This window comes from Novosphingobium sp., from assembly GCF_040398825.1.
Classification (GTDB): Bacteria; Pseudomonadota; Alphaproteobacteria; order Sphingomonadales; family Sphingomonadaceae; genus Novosphingobium.
In genome coordinates this window covers 19655-33892 of record NZ_JBBATI010000041.1, presented here as the reverse complement: position 1 = coordinate 33892, position 14238 = coordinate 19655, and the positions used below count along the sequence as shown (strand labels likewise).

Here is a 14238-nt window from a genome sequence, read left to right as displayed (position 1 = left end):
GTCCGGCCAGCAGCGCTACCCTCGGAACCTACACCACGTCCAGGGACGCCATCACCTTTAACAATCACGGCTCGCAGCCCGATGCCTACACAGCTGCGCGCGATGAATGAATGACTTTGGCCCAGGAGAGCCGTTTGAATTCTTGGCAGCTTGGTGCCCTAACATCGGCCGTTCAACGCTCGAATAAGCCTTCCCGAATGCGGACCTTATGCCTTGGCCAGCGAGCAGAGGCGTGAATGGCCGAACCTGGGACTTTTATGCCGTTCGGAATTCCTTCGCCGAGCGGTAGCATCAGCCCAAACCGGTCTTTCCCGGCGGATCTCGCTGACAATTAGCCATGTCCAATCTGTTGCGGATTCCAAAAGGTTCGGCGTGCTGACGTTGAACACCTCCTGAGGTCCGACCGTTGCATGCCTCCTCGTATCCCCAAAGAGGTATGGCGCAAACTCACCATAGAGCGTTATATCGTATGAATCATCAAATATGGGTTGACGAGCAACAAGCCAGCGTCCATATCACCGTTATCGATGATATCGAGAGCATAATAATGCATGACGGTGACGAAACGCTGACCCGACACGCAGAAATCCGAATGATCCATCGCGCTATCCCACCGATCGCTGTCGCGCTGCTTGAAGAATATGGGAGTGAAATACGCCATAACGGTGCCGACATCCTGTTCATGGACAAAGCAGCCAAACGTCGTCTTGCGCGTGCGTTCGGCGGTCGCCGCGCCCTGCGGCTACTCGAACCTGTGCTCAACAGCTACGCTGTCATCGCTGACGGGTACGTCCTAACGGTCGCCACCAAGACCAAACGTTTCCGGCGAGACTCCAATTAACTTCACCTCCTCTCTTTCCCTACCCGAACAGGAATTGTGCCGCCCTATGTACTACAAACAAATCATCCGCACCGCGCCAAACGGAGCTGTCGAGCGTCCTTGGCGCAATCGCGAGCACCAGTTCGTGCTCGGCGATCCAAAGCATGGCAACGTCAAACATCACGATGAATTCGCCGTCAAAGTCGACAATTATGGCGAGGCGCTGGAAATGGTGGAGCGCGGCTTTTCCATCAGAATGTCGGACGGGCGGAACCCCGCTTCGCTGGTAAGCCCGGCTTCGCTCACCTTCATCGACGAACCCACCGAGGCGCTTGATGATTTGTGGACATACACGATGCCCGTGCCGCCTTTCGGCAAAGACGTCGTGTTGAGCGATTTGCAGAAGGCGTTGCGGTCACAAGCGTCTCTGATCGAGCGGCTTGCTTCGCGTGACGCGGCAACAGCTTTTGCCGGCATTGACATGGATGAACTCAATTCGTTTGATGATAGTGACGCAGACGGCATCAAACTCGACAAGTTTGCGATGACGTCCGTTATCTCGCATGCATATGATTATGCCTTCGGTTCAATGTCTTCGTATTTGATGTCCGAAGAGGACGCCGATGATCTGGAGGTGTTTCTCGAACTCGCGTCTGCCGCTGATACCAATCGCTTTTCCAGCCCGATGCACCGGGACAATAGCGCCGTTCGGGTCACGGCTGAAATGGCCTACGCCCGCTGGCAATTGCGTGAAGGCTCCGCCTTGAGCGTCAAGCGCATGGCGTTCTTGGCGCGCATGACGGAAAACGCAGTGCGCAACTCGTTCAGCAAAGAAAAGATCAAGCCGGATAATGGCCTGGTGCCGTTCGAGCAAGCTCTCGCATGGCTGGAAGTCCGCCAGAACTTCTTGCCTCAGCGGGAAGATGAGCGAGGCACAAGTCCGTCAACTTATCGCGCGCTCCACACCTTGCAGACGCACTCACTTGGCATTTCGCTCGCTAATATCATCGACCAATGCAAGCCTAGCGCGGCGGAGGCTACGAAGGCACGCGAACTCGCGGCTGCCATCGAGGCCCGTGCGGGTAAGGGGCGACTTCCCGCCGTCGGACAGATTCGAGAATATGGTCGCGTCCTGCGGCTATCGATCGACCGGTTCACGACCGGAGCACTGACTCATTTTGAGCAGTGCATAAAGGTAAATGTCTAATCGCGCCGGGATGTTGGCGCGCTACCAGTCCCCTATTATTCTTAAGGATTAAGACCAAACAATGACCCCCCATCTTCTGTCAAATTACGCTGCGGCTATCCGCGACGTCGACCCTTCGGTCATGGAGAATCCCCACACGGCTGCCTCGCTGGAAATGGACGCAGCGACCATTGGCGGAAAGCGCGTCCAGATGATCTATGCGCCGTTCGACCACGTGAACAGCAACGCGCGACTTGTGATCGTCGGTATGACGCCGGGACGAGTGCAGGCGGCGAATGCGCTTCGCGCTGCCCGGCAGGCACTCATCGCCGGCAAGCCGGTCGAGGTCGCGGCTGCCGAAGCTAAGATATTTGCGAGCTTCTCCGGCCCAATGCGTGCAAATCTCGTGCGGATGCTCGACCATATCGGGATTTCCGCGTTGCTAGGCATTTCCTCGACGGCGCAGCTCTGGACGGACCGGCCTGACCTTGTGCACTTTACATCGGCGATGCGTTATCCGGTTTTCGTGGATGGCGAAAACTGGTCGGGGCAGCCGGACATGGTGCGCACGCGCCAGTTGGCCGGCTGGCTAGAAGCCTACACCGGCACCGAACTGGCCGACCTCAAAGGCGCTATCATCGTCCCTCTTGGCCCCAAAGTGGCGGCAGCGATGCAGCACCTGGCGTCCCAAGGGGTAGTGGATCGAACTAAGATCCTGGACGGCTTGCCGCATCCAAGCGGCGCCAATGCAGAACGCATTGCCTTCTTTCTCGGTGACAAGCCTGCGGAACGCTGTTCGGCCAAGACGAACCCAGCCGCACTGACATGCGCGAGGGAGGCACTGGTAAAGCGCATCACGCACTTGCGTTGGTCGTGAATTGAATGGCCGATCCTGGACTCTTCTGTCGTTCGGCGAGGAAATCGGGATTGTCCGGACCTGGTCGTGAGCTGCCGAACGTTCTTTGCTCTGTCGAATGGCGGCTGTTCCAAAGTCGGGGTCTAAAACCTGCCAGTCAACAATCGGCCCAAATCGCGGTATGCGGGAGTGAACCCACCAATCGCAGTTTTGCAGCAACACCAGACGTTAGTGGTACAGGGTTGCAACGCATCGCATTGCCAAGATTTCGGGTTGCAAGGGCAATAGCCCTTGCCCGCCGGAGGCTCTACGCAAGGACACCTTTTCCCCGGCAAAGCATTACCCCACCATGATCGCCGATTTTGCCTGGATTCGACCCGAGCCTGCGGGGCTGCATATCATTCCTGCCGATGTGTGGATTGATCCGCCGCGCGCTATGCCCCGGGCGTTGGTGACGCATGGGCATGCGGATCATGCGCGGGCGGGGCATGGGGTGACGATGGCGACGCCGGCGACGCTGGCGATCATGCGGGAGCGGTATGGGGATATCGGGGACGCGCAGGCGTTGGAGTATGGGGATCGCGTGTCGTTGGGCGGCGGGGTGCATGCCACGTTGTTGCCGGCGGGGCATGTGCTGGGGTCGGCGCAGATTGTGATTGAGCATGCCGGCGAACGTGTGATCGTGACGGGGGATTTTAAGCGGGCGCCTGATCCGACGTGTGCGCCGTTTGTCGTCGCGCCGTGTGATGTGTTGATTACCGAGGCGACGTTTGGCCTGCCGGTGTTTCGCCATCCGCCGATTGCGGCGGAGATTGCGCGGTTGCTGGCGGCGCGGGCGGCGCATCCGGATCGGGCGATTTTGGTCGGGGCCTATGCATTGGGCAAGGCGCAGCGGGTAATTGCCGAATTGCGGGTGGCCGGGTATCACGATCCGATCTGGCTGCATGGCGCGATGGAGCGGATGTGCCGGTTGTATGCCGATCACGGGGTTGATCTGGGCGATTTGCGCAGTGCGGCGGGGGTGCCAAAGGCGGCGCTGGCGGGGGCGATCGTGATTTGCCCGCCATCGGCGCTGGCCGATCGCTGGTCACGGCGGTTGCCCGATCCGGTGGTGGCGATGGCCAGCGGTTGGATGCGGGTGCGTCAGCGGGTGCAGCAGCGCGGGGTGGAATTGCCGCTGATCATTTCGGACCATGCCGATTGGGACGAATTGACCGGGACCATTGCCGATATCAACCCGGCGCAGACCTGGATCACCCATGGCCGCGAAGAGGCCCTGTTGCGGTGGTGTGAGCTCCACCAGCGCAGCGCCCGCGCGCTGGCGCTGGTGGGGTATGAGGATGACGCGGAATGATACCGGGCGTCTGGCGCGATGACAGGATAGGTCAATGGGCGGGCAACACCACTCGTCATTGCCGACGGGATCGGGAATCCAGCACTACATCAGACGCGATAGCGTCTTTGCCGGAAGGCAATCTGCCTTGTGGCAGGAATGCTGACGCATTCAATGCTTGCTGGATTGCCGATCCCGTCGGCAATGACGCGTTAAATCAACTGACGGCTGGTGTGAGTCAGAGCGTTTTTCCGTATCAGTTCAACTTCGCCAAATCCGCCTTTACCTTGTCGAGCCGTTCGGGGGTCAGTTTATCGGGTGCGAACGCGGTGAGCGCGGTCAGGCTCATCGATTTGAACATGTCGAATTGCGGGTGGCTGATCAGTTCCGGCAGGTCGGCTTCGATCACGGCGCGGCTGCGCGAATCCGCCACCAGCGCCTCGATCGGGGTGTCGAGCGTGAACTTTGCCGCTGTGGCCGGGGCGGGTGTGGTTGCGGCGGCATCGGCCAGCGCGGGCGGCGCGCTGAGCAGGGCAAGGGCAAACAGGGGCAGCAATGCGGATGTCGATGCCATGGGGGAACTGTCCTGATGGTTGGTCGGTTGCGATTGAAAACTAGCATAGCGGGCCTGAACGGGGGAGTGAAAAGCGCCGCCGGTTCCGCCCTTTTGGCCACGGCGGGCCGCTGAATTGCAACGCTTTGCCGCCTTGCTCGATACCCTGCTGCTGACGCGGTCGCGCAATGGCAAGCTGGCGGCGATTGTGCGCCATTTGCGCGACGTGCCCGACCCCGATCGCGGGTGGGCGCTGGCGGCGCTGACCGGCGGGGTCGATTTTCCCAGTATCAAGGCCGGCGTGGTGCGCACGTTGATGGCGCAGCGGGTTGATCCGGTGCTGTGGACGCTGTCGCGCGATTATGTCGGTGACACCGCCGAAACCGCCAGCCTGCTGTGGCCGGAGCCCGCCAATCCGCGCGGATCACCGCCGCTGCTGGCCGAGGTAGTGGATCTGCTGGCCGGGGCGACGCGCGCCAATGCCGCCGCGGTGCTGGCAGACCTGCTGGACCGGCTGGACAGCGACGGGCGTTATGCGCTGCTGAAATTCGCCACCGGGGCCTTGCGCATTGGCGTATCCGCGCGGCTGGCCAAGCTGGCGTTTGCGCAAGGTTTTGATGTTCCGGTCGATCTGGTGGAGGAATATTGGCACGGCCAGGCGCCGCCCTATGCCCCCCTGTTTGCCTGGGCCACGCAGGGCGCGCCGGCGCCATCATCAGACCGGGTGCCGCTGTTCCGCCCGTTCATGCTGGCCCACCCGCTGGAGGCGGACCGGCTGGACCTGGACGAATACGCAGCGGAATGGAAATGGGACGGGATTCGCGTGCAACTGGTCCACGTGGCGGGACAGACGCGGCTGTTTTCGCGGGGTGGGGACGATATTTCTGCCGCGTTTCCCGATATGACCGCGGCGCTGGGTGTGCCGGCGGTGATCGATGGCGAATTGCTGGTGCGGGGCGATGCGCAAGGAGCGGATATTGGCGGCGGCGGCGCGGCCAGTTTCAACGCGTTGCAGCAACGGCTGGGGCGCAAGACCGTCAGCGCACGGATGCTGACCGAATCCCCGGCGTTTCTGCGCTGTTATGATCTGCTCAATCTGGATGGCGAAGATTTGCGGCCGCTGCCGTGGCAGGATCGGCGCGCGCGGCTGGAATCGTTTGTGCCCGTGCTCGATCCGGCGCGGTTTGACCTGTCTGCGCTGATCGTGGCGGAGGATTGGGACGCGCTGGCACAGTTGCGCGATGGCGCGCGCGATGCCGCGATCGAAGGGATCATGTTCAAGCACCGCCAGGCGCCCTACGTCGCCGGGCGCCGCACCGGGCTGTGGTACAAGTGGAAACGCGATGCGCTGCACGTGGATTGTGTGTTGATGTATGCGCAGCGCGGATCGGGCAAGCGATCGAGTTTCTATTCCGATTTCACGTTTGGCTGCTGGACCGGCGATCCCGATGCGGGGGGTGAACTGGTGCCGGTGGGCAAGGCCTATTTCGGGTTTACCGATGCGGAGCTGAAAATGCTCGACCGCCATGTGCGCCAGCACACCGTGGCCAAGTTTGGCCCGGTGCGCGAAACCGACAAATCGCTGGTGTTTGAGGTCGCGTTCGATTCGGTGCATGCCAGCCGCCGCCACAAATCGGGGGTGGCCATGCGTTTCCCGCGCATCGCCCGCATCCGCACCGACAAACCGGCGCACGAGGCGGACCGGCTGGAAACGCTGCAGGCGATGATCGTGGATTGATCGCTGTCAATTCCACGATTGACCCGACCGGCTAGGCAAGGTGGCCTGAACCCCTTGCGCGAAAGACCACACCCTTGGCCAGCACCGCCGCCGACCCCGGCCTTTCCCCCTATGACCGCATCGGCGGAATGGCGGTGTTCCGCGCGATTACCGACCGGTTTTATGATCTGATGGAGGCGGAGCCAGGCTTTGCCGCGTTGCGCGCGATCCACGCCGCCGATCTGGCGCCGATGCGCGCATCGCTGCCATTGTTTCTGGCCGGGTGGGCCGGCGGCCCGCGCGATTGGTGGGATGCCAATCCGGGCAAATGCATGATGTCGATGCACGCGCCGATGGTGATTGGCCAGGATGTGGCGCGGCAATGGGCCGATGCGATGGCACGCGCGATTGCCGATGTCGCACCGGCCGAACGCGAAATGGCCGAGGCGCTTTCCGCCATGCTGACACGCATGGCGCTGGGCATGGCGCGCAACTGATTTGCCGATTGGTGCGCCGGTCTGATAGGCTGGGCCGATGATCCAGTATGATCGCAACCGCCGGCGTTTTGCCGTGGCGCTGGCCGCGCTGGCGGGGTGTGTCGATGCGATCGGGTTTCTGTCGGCCAATGGCTATTTCGTGTCGTTCATGTCGGGCAACACCACGCGGCTGGGGGTGGCACTGGGCACCGCACCGTGGCACGCGCTGGCGCCCGCGCTGTTGATCGCCGGGTTTGTTGGCGGGGTCACCGGCGGATCGTTGCTGGCGATGGCGGCGGGGCGCTGGCGCAAACCGGCGATTACCGGGCTGGTGGCGCTGCTGCTGCTGATCGGCGCGGGCGCGCGTGCGCTGGGCGCGGAATATGTGATGCTGGCCACGCTGGTGCTGGCGATGGGCGCGATCAACAACACGTTTCAGCGCGGCGGTGAAGTCGCCATCGGGCTGACCTATATGACCGGCGCGCTGGTACGGCTGGGCCAGGGGCTCGCGCTGCACCTGGCAGGCCGGCCGATTCCCGGTTCGGCCAGCTGGGCGTGGTTGTGGGGCGGGCTGCTGGCGGGCGCGGTGACTGGCGCGTTTCTGGAGGATCGCCTGCCGTTCGGGTGCCTGTGGATCGCCGCCGGCTGGGCACTGATCATGGTGCTGGTGGCGTGCCGGTTGCCGACGGAATCCTGACCAGTTTTTCGCGCGTGGTTGCCCCACGCAGCAGTTCGATGTGCGAAGGTGCGATCCCCAGCGCAGCGGCCAGCAGGTTCAGCACGGCGGCAGTCGCTTTGCCATCCTCTGGCTTGGTACGCACTTTCACCAGCAGGCGGCCGTCGACAATGGTGATCGCCTCTGCCCGTGCGCCCGGGGTCACCCGCAGCGCAATCCGCCCTTCCGCATCGGCCAGCGCCTGGATCGCCGCCGCTGCAGGAACGTCAACCTTTGCCCGCGCCATCGGCGATCGCCTGAGCATGGGCGCGGGCATTGCGCACGTAATGCGCCACGCCCAGCTGCATTTCGGCCAGCGCCGCATCGGTCAGATCGCGCATATAGGCCGCCGGGCGCCCGCCCCACAATTGCCGCCCGGCGATGCGTTTGCCCGGTGTCAGCAGCGCGCCGGCGGCCAGCATGCCATCGCTTTCGATCACGCAGCCGTTCATCACCGTCGTTGACAGCCCGACAAAACCACGATCGTGGATGGTGCAGCCGTGGATCATGGCCATGTGCCCGATCAGCACGTCATCGCCGATCAGCGTGGCGAAGCCGTCGGGATGGCGCGGATCGGGGCTGTCGCAATGGATGACGGTGCCATCCTGCACATTGCTGCGCGCGCCGATCACCACGCGGTTCACATCGCCACGGATGACGCAGTTGTACCACACCGACGCGTCCGGCCCGATGGTGACATCGCCAATGATGCGGCAGCCCGGGGCGATAAACGCGGATGGATCGATGCGCGGAGTTTTGCCGTTGATGGTGATCAGGCTGATGTCGCTGCGCATGCGATGGGCTTTCGAAAAATGGCGCGGTTCAGGCGCGGGAAAACAGGATGTTGCAATAGGGTTGCGCCAGCAACCAGGCAAAGTCATGCGGTTCGGCCGATCCTGCGCCTTCGCCATGGCCAAAAATGTCATGGCAGCGGAAACCTGGCAGCAGATCGGCAATTTCACCGGGATTGACGCCGGCCTTGCGCATTTGCTGCGGTGACCATTCCATCACGATGCGGATATCGGGGCTGCGCGCCAGCAGTGCCTGTGCCCCGCGCAACACGCCGAATTCGTGGCCTTCGACATCGATTTTCAGCAGATCGACCGCCACATCGGGCGCGATCAGATCATCCAGCCGTGCGGCATTGACCGTGATGCCGGTTCCGGCCAGCTTTGGCCGCGGTGGCGACAGGGTGCCATTGGCTGCTGCGCCCTCGGGCACATAGAGGTGCACCGTACCGGCCGTGTCAGCGATCGCGCATTCGTGAAACGCCACCGGCGCCATTGACCAGTTGATCTGCAGATTGCGCCGCAGCAGATCGGCCAGCCGGGGATTGGGTTCAAACGCATGCACCTGGCCGCGCCCGCCCCTGCCGATCCGGCTGGCGGCAAGGCAGGTGAAATAACCGATGTTGGCCCCGACATCGACAAACACGGTATCGGGCGTGCACACTTTGGCGATCCAGGCCGACAACGGCAGTTCCCACTGGCGATAGACCACCAGTTGCGGCGCCATCACCCGGTCTTCGGGATCGATGAAATATTTTGTGCCAAACACTGTCTGGCACAGCATCGAACCATCGGGAAAGGTGGCCGCAAACGGCCCGACCAGTTCCCTGATAGCGTCAATCTGGCTATTGGCCTGATCGAGCTTTTGTTCAAGCAGGCTGAGCTTTTGCAGAATCGCGGCAAGGTCGCCGCCCGCCGCTCCGCTGTCGTCTGCCACGCTTCGCTGCCCCCCGTTCCTGCCGGCCTAACCCCCCATCAGGCGGGCAGCATGCAGCGCGTGGTAGCTGAGCACGCCCGAACATCCCGCGCGTTTGAACGCGGTCAGCGTTTCCAGCACCATCGCATTGCGATCGGCCGCGCCGGCCGCGACCGCCGCCTCGATCATCGCGTATTCGCCGCTGACCTGATAGGCGAACACCGGCACGCCAAACGCCTGTTTCACGCGCCAGGCGATGTCGAGATAGGGCAGGCCGGGTTTGACCATCACGCTGTCGGCGCCTTCGGCCAGGTCCATTTCCACCTCGCGCAGCGCTTCTTCGGCATTGGCCGGGTCCATCTGATAGGTTTTCTTGTCACCTTTCAGCAGGCCGTTGCTGCCGACTGCGTCGCGGAACGGGCCATAAAAGGCCGAGGCATATTTGGCGGCATAGGCCATGATCTGCACATTGCTGTGCCCGGCGGATTCCAGCGCGGCGCGGATCGCGCCGACCCGGCCATCCATCATGTCCGACGGCGCGATGATGTCGGCGCCGGCGGCGGCCTGATTCAGGCTTTGCCCGACCAGCACCTCGACCGTATCATCGTTGACGACATAGCCTTCGCTATCGATCAACCCGTCCTGCCCGTGGCTGGTATAGGGATCGAGCGCGACATCTGTCAGCACACCGATGGTATCGCCACAGGCATCCTTGATCGCGCGGATCGCCTGGCACATCAGGTTGTCGGGATTGAGCGCCTCCACCCCGTCATGGCTGCGCCGATCAGATTGCGTGTTGGGAAACAGCGCCAGCGCCGGGATACCCGCCGCCACCGCGATACGCGCCTGATCGGCAATGCGATCGACCGACCAGCGCGACACGCCGGGCAAGGACGCAATTGGCGATTCCACATCGTGACCATCGGTCACGAACAGCGGCCAGATCAGATCGGCCGGGGAAATCTGGACTTCGCGATGGAGCGCGCGGCTCCACGCCTGGGTACGGGTGCGGCGCAGGCGCACGTGGGGATAGCTGGTCATGGCCAACAGTCTTATCGGCGCACGCGGTATAGGCAAACGGATTTCTGATCAGGCCCCGGTGGCGCCGCCTGCGCGCGGAACTGCCAGCAACTGGCGCATCTTTGCCTGAAAACCGGCAATTTCGGTGGGGCTGACCGCGTTGTGGTGCGGCACAAAGCGGATCGACAGCGGATCAACCGGCTGCCCGCCGCGAAACAGTTCATAATGCAGGTGCGGCCCGGTCGACAGCCCGGTCGAACCGACATAGCCGATCACCTGCCCGCGCGACACACGGGCGCCGGCGCCCACCGCAATCCGGCTCATATGCCCATAGCCGGTATCGATCCCGCCGCCGTGATCCAGCCGGACATAATTGCCGTGGCCGCCGTGCCACCCGGCATACGACACCACGCCGTCGCTGGCGGCATAGATCGGCGAGCCATAGGTGGCGGCGAAATCGACCCCGGCGTGCATGCGCACAAACCCCAGAATAGGATGCCGGCGCATTCCGAACCACGATGTGATGTTGCCCGCGACCGGCGCCGCCATCAGGCCGGAACCCTGCCCGCCCGCGCTGGCCAGCGCATCGGCGGTATAGAAATTGCCGTCATTGCCCCAGCGCATCACCTGCAGCAGCGGTTTGCCCTGGCGCAGCACCCCGGCATAGAGCAGATCGCCATCCTGGCCGGTGTCATCGCGGTTGCCGTCGCCAGCACCGCCAATTGCCCGCTTGTGCGCGAACACCAGTTCGAACTGGTCACCCGGCTCGATCGTTTCCAGCGGCAGATACTGATCAACCGCCTGCAGATAGGCCTGCACCGTATCGGGAGACGCACCAGCGGCACGCGCGGCGAAGTAAAGGCTGGCGCCCGCCGCGCCGACCAGATGCAGGGGCGTGCTGTCCACCGGGACCGGGCGAGTGGTCAGCGCCAGCGCGCCGCCACGCCGTTCAACCGTGGCGTTCAGATCAAAGCGCGGCCGGAATGCCATTTGCAACAATGGCCGCGGATCGCCCGCCACCGCACGTGGGCCCAGAGTGATGGCAAAACGGGTGCCGGGCATAAGCGCATCGCGCCCGGTCAGCGGCGCCACCAGCGCCTTGACCGTGGTGGCGTCGCCGCTGCCAAGCCCCAGTCGTTGCAGCATGCGCGCCAGATCATCATTTTCGCCCAGCACCGCGGTCAGCGCGATGGTCGCGCGTTCGGGCACTGAATCAACACGGGCGACCCGGTTCGTCGCCGCGAAATGCCGCCCGGTGGTGGCGCCGGCCAGAAAGGGACGGATCGCCTGGGCATGGAGTTCAACTTGTTCCGCACCATCCGGCAGCGGCACAGGCGATGCGTCGAACGGGGTCATGGCGGGCCACGCCAGCAGCGCCGGGCAGGCCAGCAGGGCCAGACGCGCAGTGCCACCCAACCGGTGCAGTGCCCCCGGTGCGGCGCGCAAATCGATCGCGAGTTCAGACCCGGCCAGTCGTGTTTCGATTTTGCGGCACCAGCGGTCCCACGCCCGCGCCACCGGGTGCGGCCAATCGCGCAGCGACGGTTTTGGCGGCGGCGGCGGAAGGACCACATCGATCGTGCCGCGCAGCACATCGACGCGCCGCGTGCCCGGTTGTCCGGGCCGGGCGCGGCCAAAGCTGCGCCCTTCGATCAGCGCGGTATCGGGGCCCACAAAGGCCATGCGCGTTGTCTTTCCATTCTGCCGCCAGCGAGATGTGATCTGTGCACGAGCAGAGTTAATCCCCGGTAAAGCGATCGACGGCGTACTGGCAGACAGGGGCCGCTGCGTGGTACCATTGCCCGGGCGGCAAGGGGGAACGCAGGGCATGAGCGCAACTGGTATGGCGGGTGATGTGATTGATGGCGCGCTGACCGCCAGCGTGGTTGACGGCAGGCGCAGCGCCACGGAGGAAACCGATGGCCATACCCACGAAACCGCCTGCCTGAATTGCGGCACGCAACTGACCGGGGCGTTTTGCCATGCCTGCGGCCAGGGCGCGCATGTTCACCGCACGCTGGGCGCTTTTTTCCATGACCTGCTGCATGGCGCGTTCCATTTCGAAGGGCGCGTGTTTCACACGCTGCCGCTGCTGGTGGTTCGCCCCGGCGCGCTTACCCGGCGCTATATCGACGGCCAGCGCGCCCGGTTTGTGTCACCGCTGGCACTGTTTCTGTTTTGCGTGTTTGTGATGTACGCCACGATCCAGCAGACATCGCACCATGACGGTGTGTCCGCGCATGATTTCGACGGCAAAGTGGTGGAAAGCCAGGCCGCCATCAACAGCAGGCTGGCAGAACTGACCCGTCAACGCAGCATGCTGGTCGCGCGCCATGCCGATACCGAAGATGTCGATGATGAAATTGCCAGCCTGCAACCGGTGCGCGCGGCCATCCAGGCCGGGGACAAGCAGAAAGGCGGCAGCGTTTCGGTCCAGACCGGGATCACCGCGATCGACGCCATGGTTGCCAGGGCACGCGAAAATCCCGCGCTGGCGCTCTACAAAGTGGAAACCCACGCCTACAAGTTCAGCTGGCTGCTGATCCCGATATCCGCGCCGCTGGTCTGGTTGCTGTTTCCGTTTAGCCGGCGCTTTGCGCTCTATGACCATACGGTGTTCGTGACGTATTCGCTGTGTTTCATGACCCTGCTGGCAGTGGTGGCGATCGTGTCAGAGGCTGTGGGTTCTGGCCTGGGTGGTGTGTTGATGGTGTTTGCGCCGCCGCTGCACATGTATCGCCAATTGCGCGGCACTTATGGCTGTTCACGTCTGGGGGCGATCGCGCGCACCGCCGCGCTGCTGGTGTTCGCCGTACTGGCGCTGGTGGTCTTTACCTTGCTGATCGTGGCGCAGAGCGCGGATTAGGCGCTGTTCAGCAGTCCAGCACAAACGGGCCAGCCGCGCGCGATTCCAGCGCGGCATGCGCGGCACCGGCCTCGGCCAGGGGAAACCGCCCGCCCAGTGTCAGCGGCAGGTCGCCCGCGACCATCGCCGCAAACAGGCTAGCGGACGCCGACAGCAGTTTTTCGCGCGGCTGAATATAGGGCCACAGGAACGGGCGCGATACCTTGGCCGATCGCGCGCCCAGCCGCGACAAGTCAAACGGCGGAATCGGGCCAGAGGCCTGGCCGTAATGGACGAGGTGGCCCTTCAGCGCGAGCGCGGCGAGCGAACCTTCGAAGGTGTCTTTGCCGACCGCATCGAACACCACATTGACGCCCCGGCCATCGGTGACATCCATCACCGCCGCCGCCACGTCGGACACGCGATAGGCGATCACGTGGTCACAACCGGCGGCGCGTGCAATGTCCTGCTTTTCGGGCGATCCGGCGGTGCCGATCACGGTTGCGCCGCGCAGCTTTGCCATGCGTGCGACCCATTGCCCAACCCCGCCCCCGGCCGCCTGCGCCAGCACCACCATGCCCGGATGGACCGGTTCAACCGCATCGACCAGCGCCTGCGCGGTCAGACCTTTCAGAAACCACGCGCTGGCCACACCATCGTCAAGCGACGCCGGCACCGGCACCGCCAGCACGGCATCGAGCACGCGCAGCCGGGTATAGCCGCCATAATTGCGGGCGATATAGGCCACCCGGTCACCGACTGCGAAGTCGTTGACGCCCTCGCCCAGCGCTTCGATCCGGCCGACCGCCTCCAGCCCGGGGATGCCTGGCAGGTCCAGCGTCTTGTACGCGCCAGAGCGGACATAGATGTCGTGAAAATTGACCGCAGCCGCAGTTTGCCGGATCAGCAGCTGCCCCGGGCCAGGCGCGGGCACGCTGACCGGTTCCAGCACCAGCGCCGACGGCCCGCCGGGCTGGCGCAACACGATCGCCTCGGTGCTGTGGCTCATCGTG

General features: G+C 63.6%; 15 protein-coding genes. 8 read left to right on the top strand and 7 right to left on the bottom strand.

Going from position 1 to position 14238, the window contains the following annotated elements; all coding sequences use genetic code 11:
- Nucleotides 1–469: 469 nt before the first annotated feature.
- The 4 genes from ABWP89_RS16355 to ABWP89_RS16340 all read left to right on the top strand — a co-directional run bounded on the left by ABWP89_RS16355 (nt 470) and on the right by ABWP89_RS16340 (nt 4216).
- Nucleotides 470–841, top strand: a complete 372-nt coding sequence (locus tag ABWP89_RS16355; RefSeq protein WP_353230626.1) for a hypothetical protein — start codon at nt 470–472, stop codon at nt 839–841.
- Between the two features lie 46 nt (nt 842–887).
- Nucleotides 888–2027, top strand: a complete 1140-nt coding sequence (locus ABWP89_RS16350; RefSeq protein ID WP_353230625.1) for a hypothetical protein — start codon at nt 888–890, stop codon at nt 2025–2027.
- A 61-nt stretch (nt 2028–2088) separates the two neighbouring features.
- A complete protein-coding gene (locus tag ABWP89_RS16345; protein ID WP_353230624.1) occupies nt 2089–2883 on the top strand; it encodes a uracil-DNA glycosylase family protein in 795 nt (264 codons plus the stop codon).
- A gap of 328 nt (nt 2884–3211) precedes the next feature.
- The gene (locus ABWP89_RS16340; protein WP_353230622.1) at nt 3212–4216 is read left to right on the top strand and encodes a ligase-associated DNA damage response exonuclease; all 1005 of its coding nucleotides are present in this window, start codon (nt 3212–3214) and stop codon (nt 4214–4216) included.
- A 235-nt stretch (nt 4217–4451) separates the two neighbouring features.
- On the opposite strand, the gene ABWP89_RS16335 is transcribed toward ABWP89_RS16340, so the two are convergent.
- Entirely contained in the window at nt 4452–4769 is a 318-nt protein-coding gene (locus ABWP89_RS16335) for a hypothetical protein (RefSeq protein ID WP_353230621.1), read from the bottom strand.
- A 115-nt stretch (nt 4770–4884) separates the two neighbouring features.
- On the opposite strand from ABWP89_RS16335, the gene ABWP89_RS16330 reads away from it, so the two are divergent.
- From ABWP89_RS16330 to ABWP89_RS16320, 3 genes are all read left to right on the top strand, one after another.
- Nucleotides 4885–6486: a cisplatin damage response ATP-dependent DNA ligase gene (locus tag ABWP89_RS16330; protein WP_353230620.1), complete on the top strand. Its 1602-nt coding sequence runs from the start codon at nt 4885–4887 to the stop codon at nt 6484–6486.
- Nucleotides 6487–6560: 74 nt separating this feature from the next.
- On the top strand, nt 6561–6962 hold the full coding sequence (locus ABWP89_RS16325) for a group II truncated hemoglobin (RefSeq protein WP_353230619.1): 402 nt from the start codon (nt 6561–6563) through the stop codon (nt 6960–6962).
- Between the two features lie 37 nt (nt 6963–6999).
- On the top strand, nt 7000–7638 hold the full coding sequence (locus ABWP89_RS16320) for a YoaK family protein (RefSeq protein ID WP_353230618.1): 639 nt from the start codon (nt 7000–7002) through the stop codon (nt 7636–7638).
- Here the strand turns inward: ABWP89_RS16320 and ABWP89_RS16315 are convergent.
- From ABWP89_RS16315 to ABWP89_RS16295, 5 genes are read right to left on the bottom strand one after another with little or no spacing between them, the layout of a single operon-like run.
- Entirely contained in the window at nt 7598–7903 is a 306-nt protein-coding gene (locus ABWP89_RS16315; RefSeq protein WP_353230617.1) for a DUF167 domain-containing protein, read from the bottom strand. The genes ABWP89_RS16320 and ABWP89_RS16315 overlap by 41 nt on opposite strands.
- Entirely contained in the window at nt 7884–8450 is a 567-nt protein-coding gene (locus tag ABWP89_RS16310) for a gamma carbonic anhydrase family protein (RefSeq protein ID WP_353230616.1), read from the bottom strand. Before ABWP89_RS16310 ends, ABWP89_RS16315 begins: the two co-directional genes overlap by 20 nt.
- 28 nt (nt 8451–8478) lie before the next feature.
- Nucleotides 8479–9381 carry an FkbM family methyltransferase gene (locus tag ABWP89_RS16305; protein ID WP_353230615.1) on the bottom strand — a complete coding sequence of 301 codons (903 nt, stop codon included), beginning with the start codon at nt 9379–9381 and terminating at the stop codon, nt 8479–8481.
- 27 nt (nt 9382–9408) lie between these two features.
- The gene (gene hemB, locus ABWP89_RS16300) at nt 9409–10401 is read right to left on the bottom strand and encodes a porphobilinogen synthase (protein ID WP_353230613.1); all 993 of its coding nucleotides are present in this window, start codon (nt 10399–10401) and stop codon (nt 9409–9411) included.
- Nucleotides 10402–10449: 48 nt separating this feature from the next.
- Entirely contained in the window at nt 10450–12063 is a 1614-nt protein-coding gene (locus ABWP89_RS16295) for a peptidoglycan DD-metalloendopeptidase family protein (RefSeq protein ID WP_353230612.1), read from the bottom strand.
- A 145-nt stretch (nt 12064–12208) separates the two neighbouring features.
- On the opposite strand from ABWP89_RS16295, the gene ABWP89_RS16290 reads away from it, so the two are divergent.
- The gene (locus ABWP89_RS16290; RefSeq protein ID WP_353230611.1) at nt 12209–13246 is read left to right on the top strand and encodes a DUF3667 domain-containing protein; all 1038 of its coding nucleotides are present in this window, start codon (nt 12209–12211) and stop codon (nt 13244–13246) included.
- A 7-nt stretch (nt 13247–13253) separates the two neighbouring features.
- Here ABWP89_RS16290 and ABWP89_RS16285 read toward each other — a convergent pair whose 3' ends face one another.
- Nucleotides 13254–14234 carry a quinone oxidoreductase family protein gene (locus ABWP89_RS16285; RefSeq protein WP_353230609.1) on the bottom strand — a complete coding sequence of 327 codons (981 nt, stop codon included), beginning with the start codon at nt 14232–14234 and terminating at the stop codon, nt 13254–13256.
- Nucleotides 14235–14238: the final 4 nt, after the last annotated feature.

Coding starts and splice junctions, on each gene's coding strand:
- ABWP89_RS16350 (WP_353230625.1), top strand. CDS start 888: ATGTACTACAAACAAATCATCCGCACCGCGCCAAACGGAGCTGTCGAG.
- ABWP89_RS16285 (WP_353230609.1), bottom strand. CDS start 14,234: ATGAGCCACAGCACCGAGGCGATCGTGTTGCGCCAGCCCGGCGGGCCG.
- ABWP89_RS16290 (WP_353230611.1), top strand. CDS start 12,209: ATGAGCGCAACTGGTATGGCGGGTGATGTGATTGATGGCGCGCTGACC.
- ABWP89_RS16315 (WP_353230617.1), bottom strand. CDS start 7,903: ATGGCGCGGGCAAAGGTTGACGTTCCTGCAGCGGCGGCGATCCAGGCG.
- ABWP89_RS16340 (WP_353230622.1), top strand. CDS start 3,212: ATGATCGCCGATTTTGCCTGGATTCGACCCGAGCCTGCGGGGCTGCAT.
- ABWP89_RS16355 (WP_353230626.1), top strand. CDS start 470: ATGAATCATCAAATATGGGTTGACGAGCAACAAGCCAGCGTCCATATC.
- ABWP89_RS16310 (WP_353230616.1), bottom strand. CDS start 8,450: ATGCGCAGCGACATCAGCCTGATCACCATCAACGGCAAAACTCCGCGC.
- ABWP89_RS16320 (WP_353230618.1), top strand. CDS start 7,000: ATGATCCAGTATGATCGCAACCGCCGGCGTTTTGCCGTGGCGCTGGCC.
- ABWP89_RS16295 (WP_353230612.1), bottom strand. CDS start 12,063: ATGGCCTTTGTGGGCCCCGATACCGCGCTGATCGAAGGGCGCAGCTTT.
- ABWP89_RS16335 (WP_353230621.1), bottom strand. CDS start 4,769: ATGGCATCGACATCCGCATTGCTGCCCCTGTTTGCCCTTGCCCTGCTC.
- hemB (WP_353230613.1), bottom strand. CDS start 10,401: ATGACCAGCTATCCCCACGTGCGCCTGCGCCGCACCCGTACCCAGGCG.
- ABWP89_RS16345 (WP_353230624.1), top strand. CDS start 2,089: ATGACCCCCCATCTTCTGTCAAATTACGCTGCGGCTATCCGCGACGTC.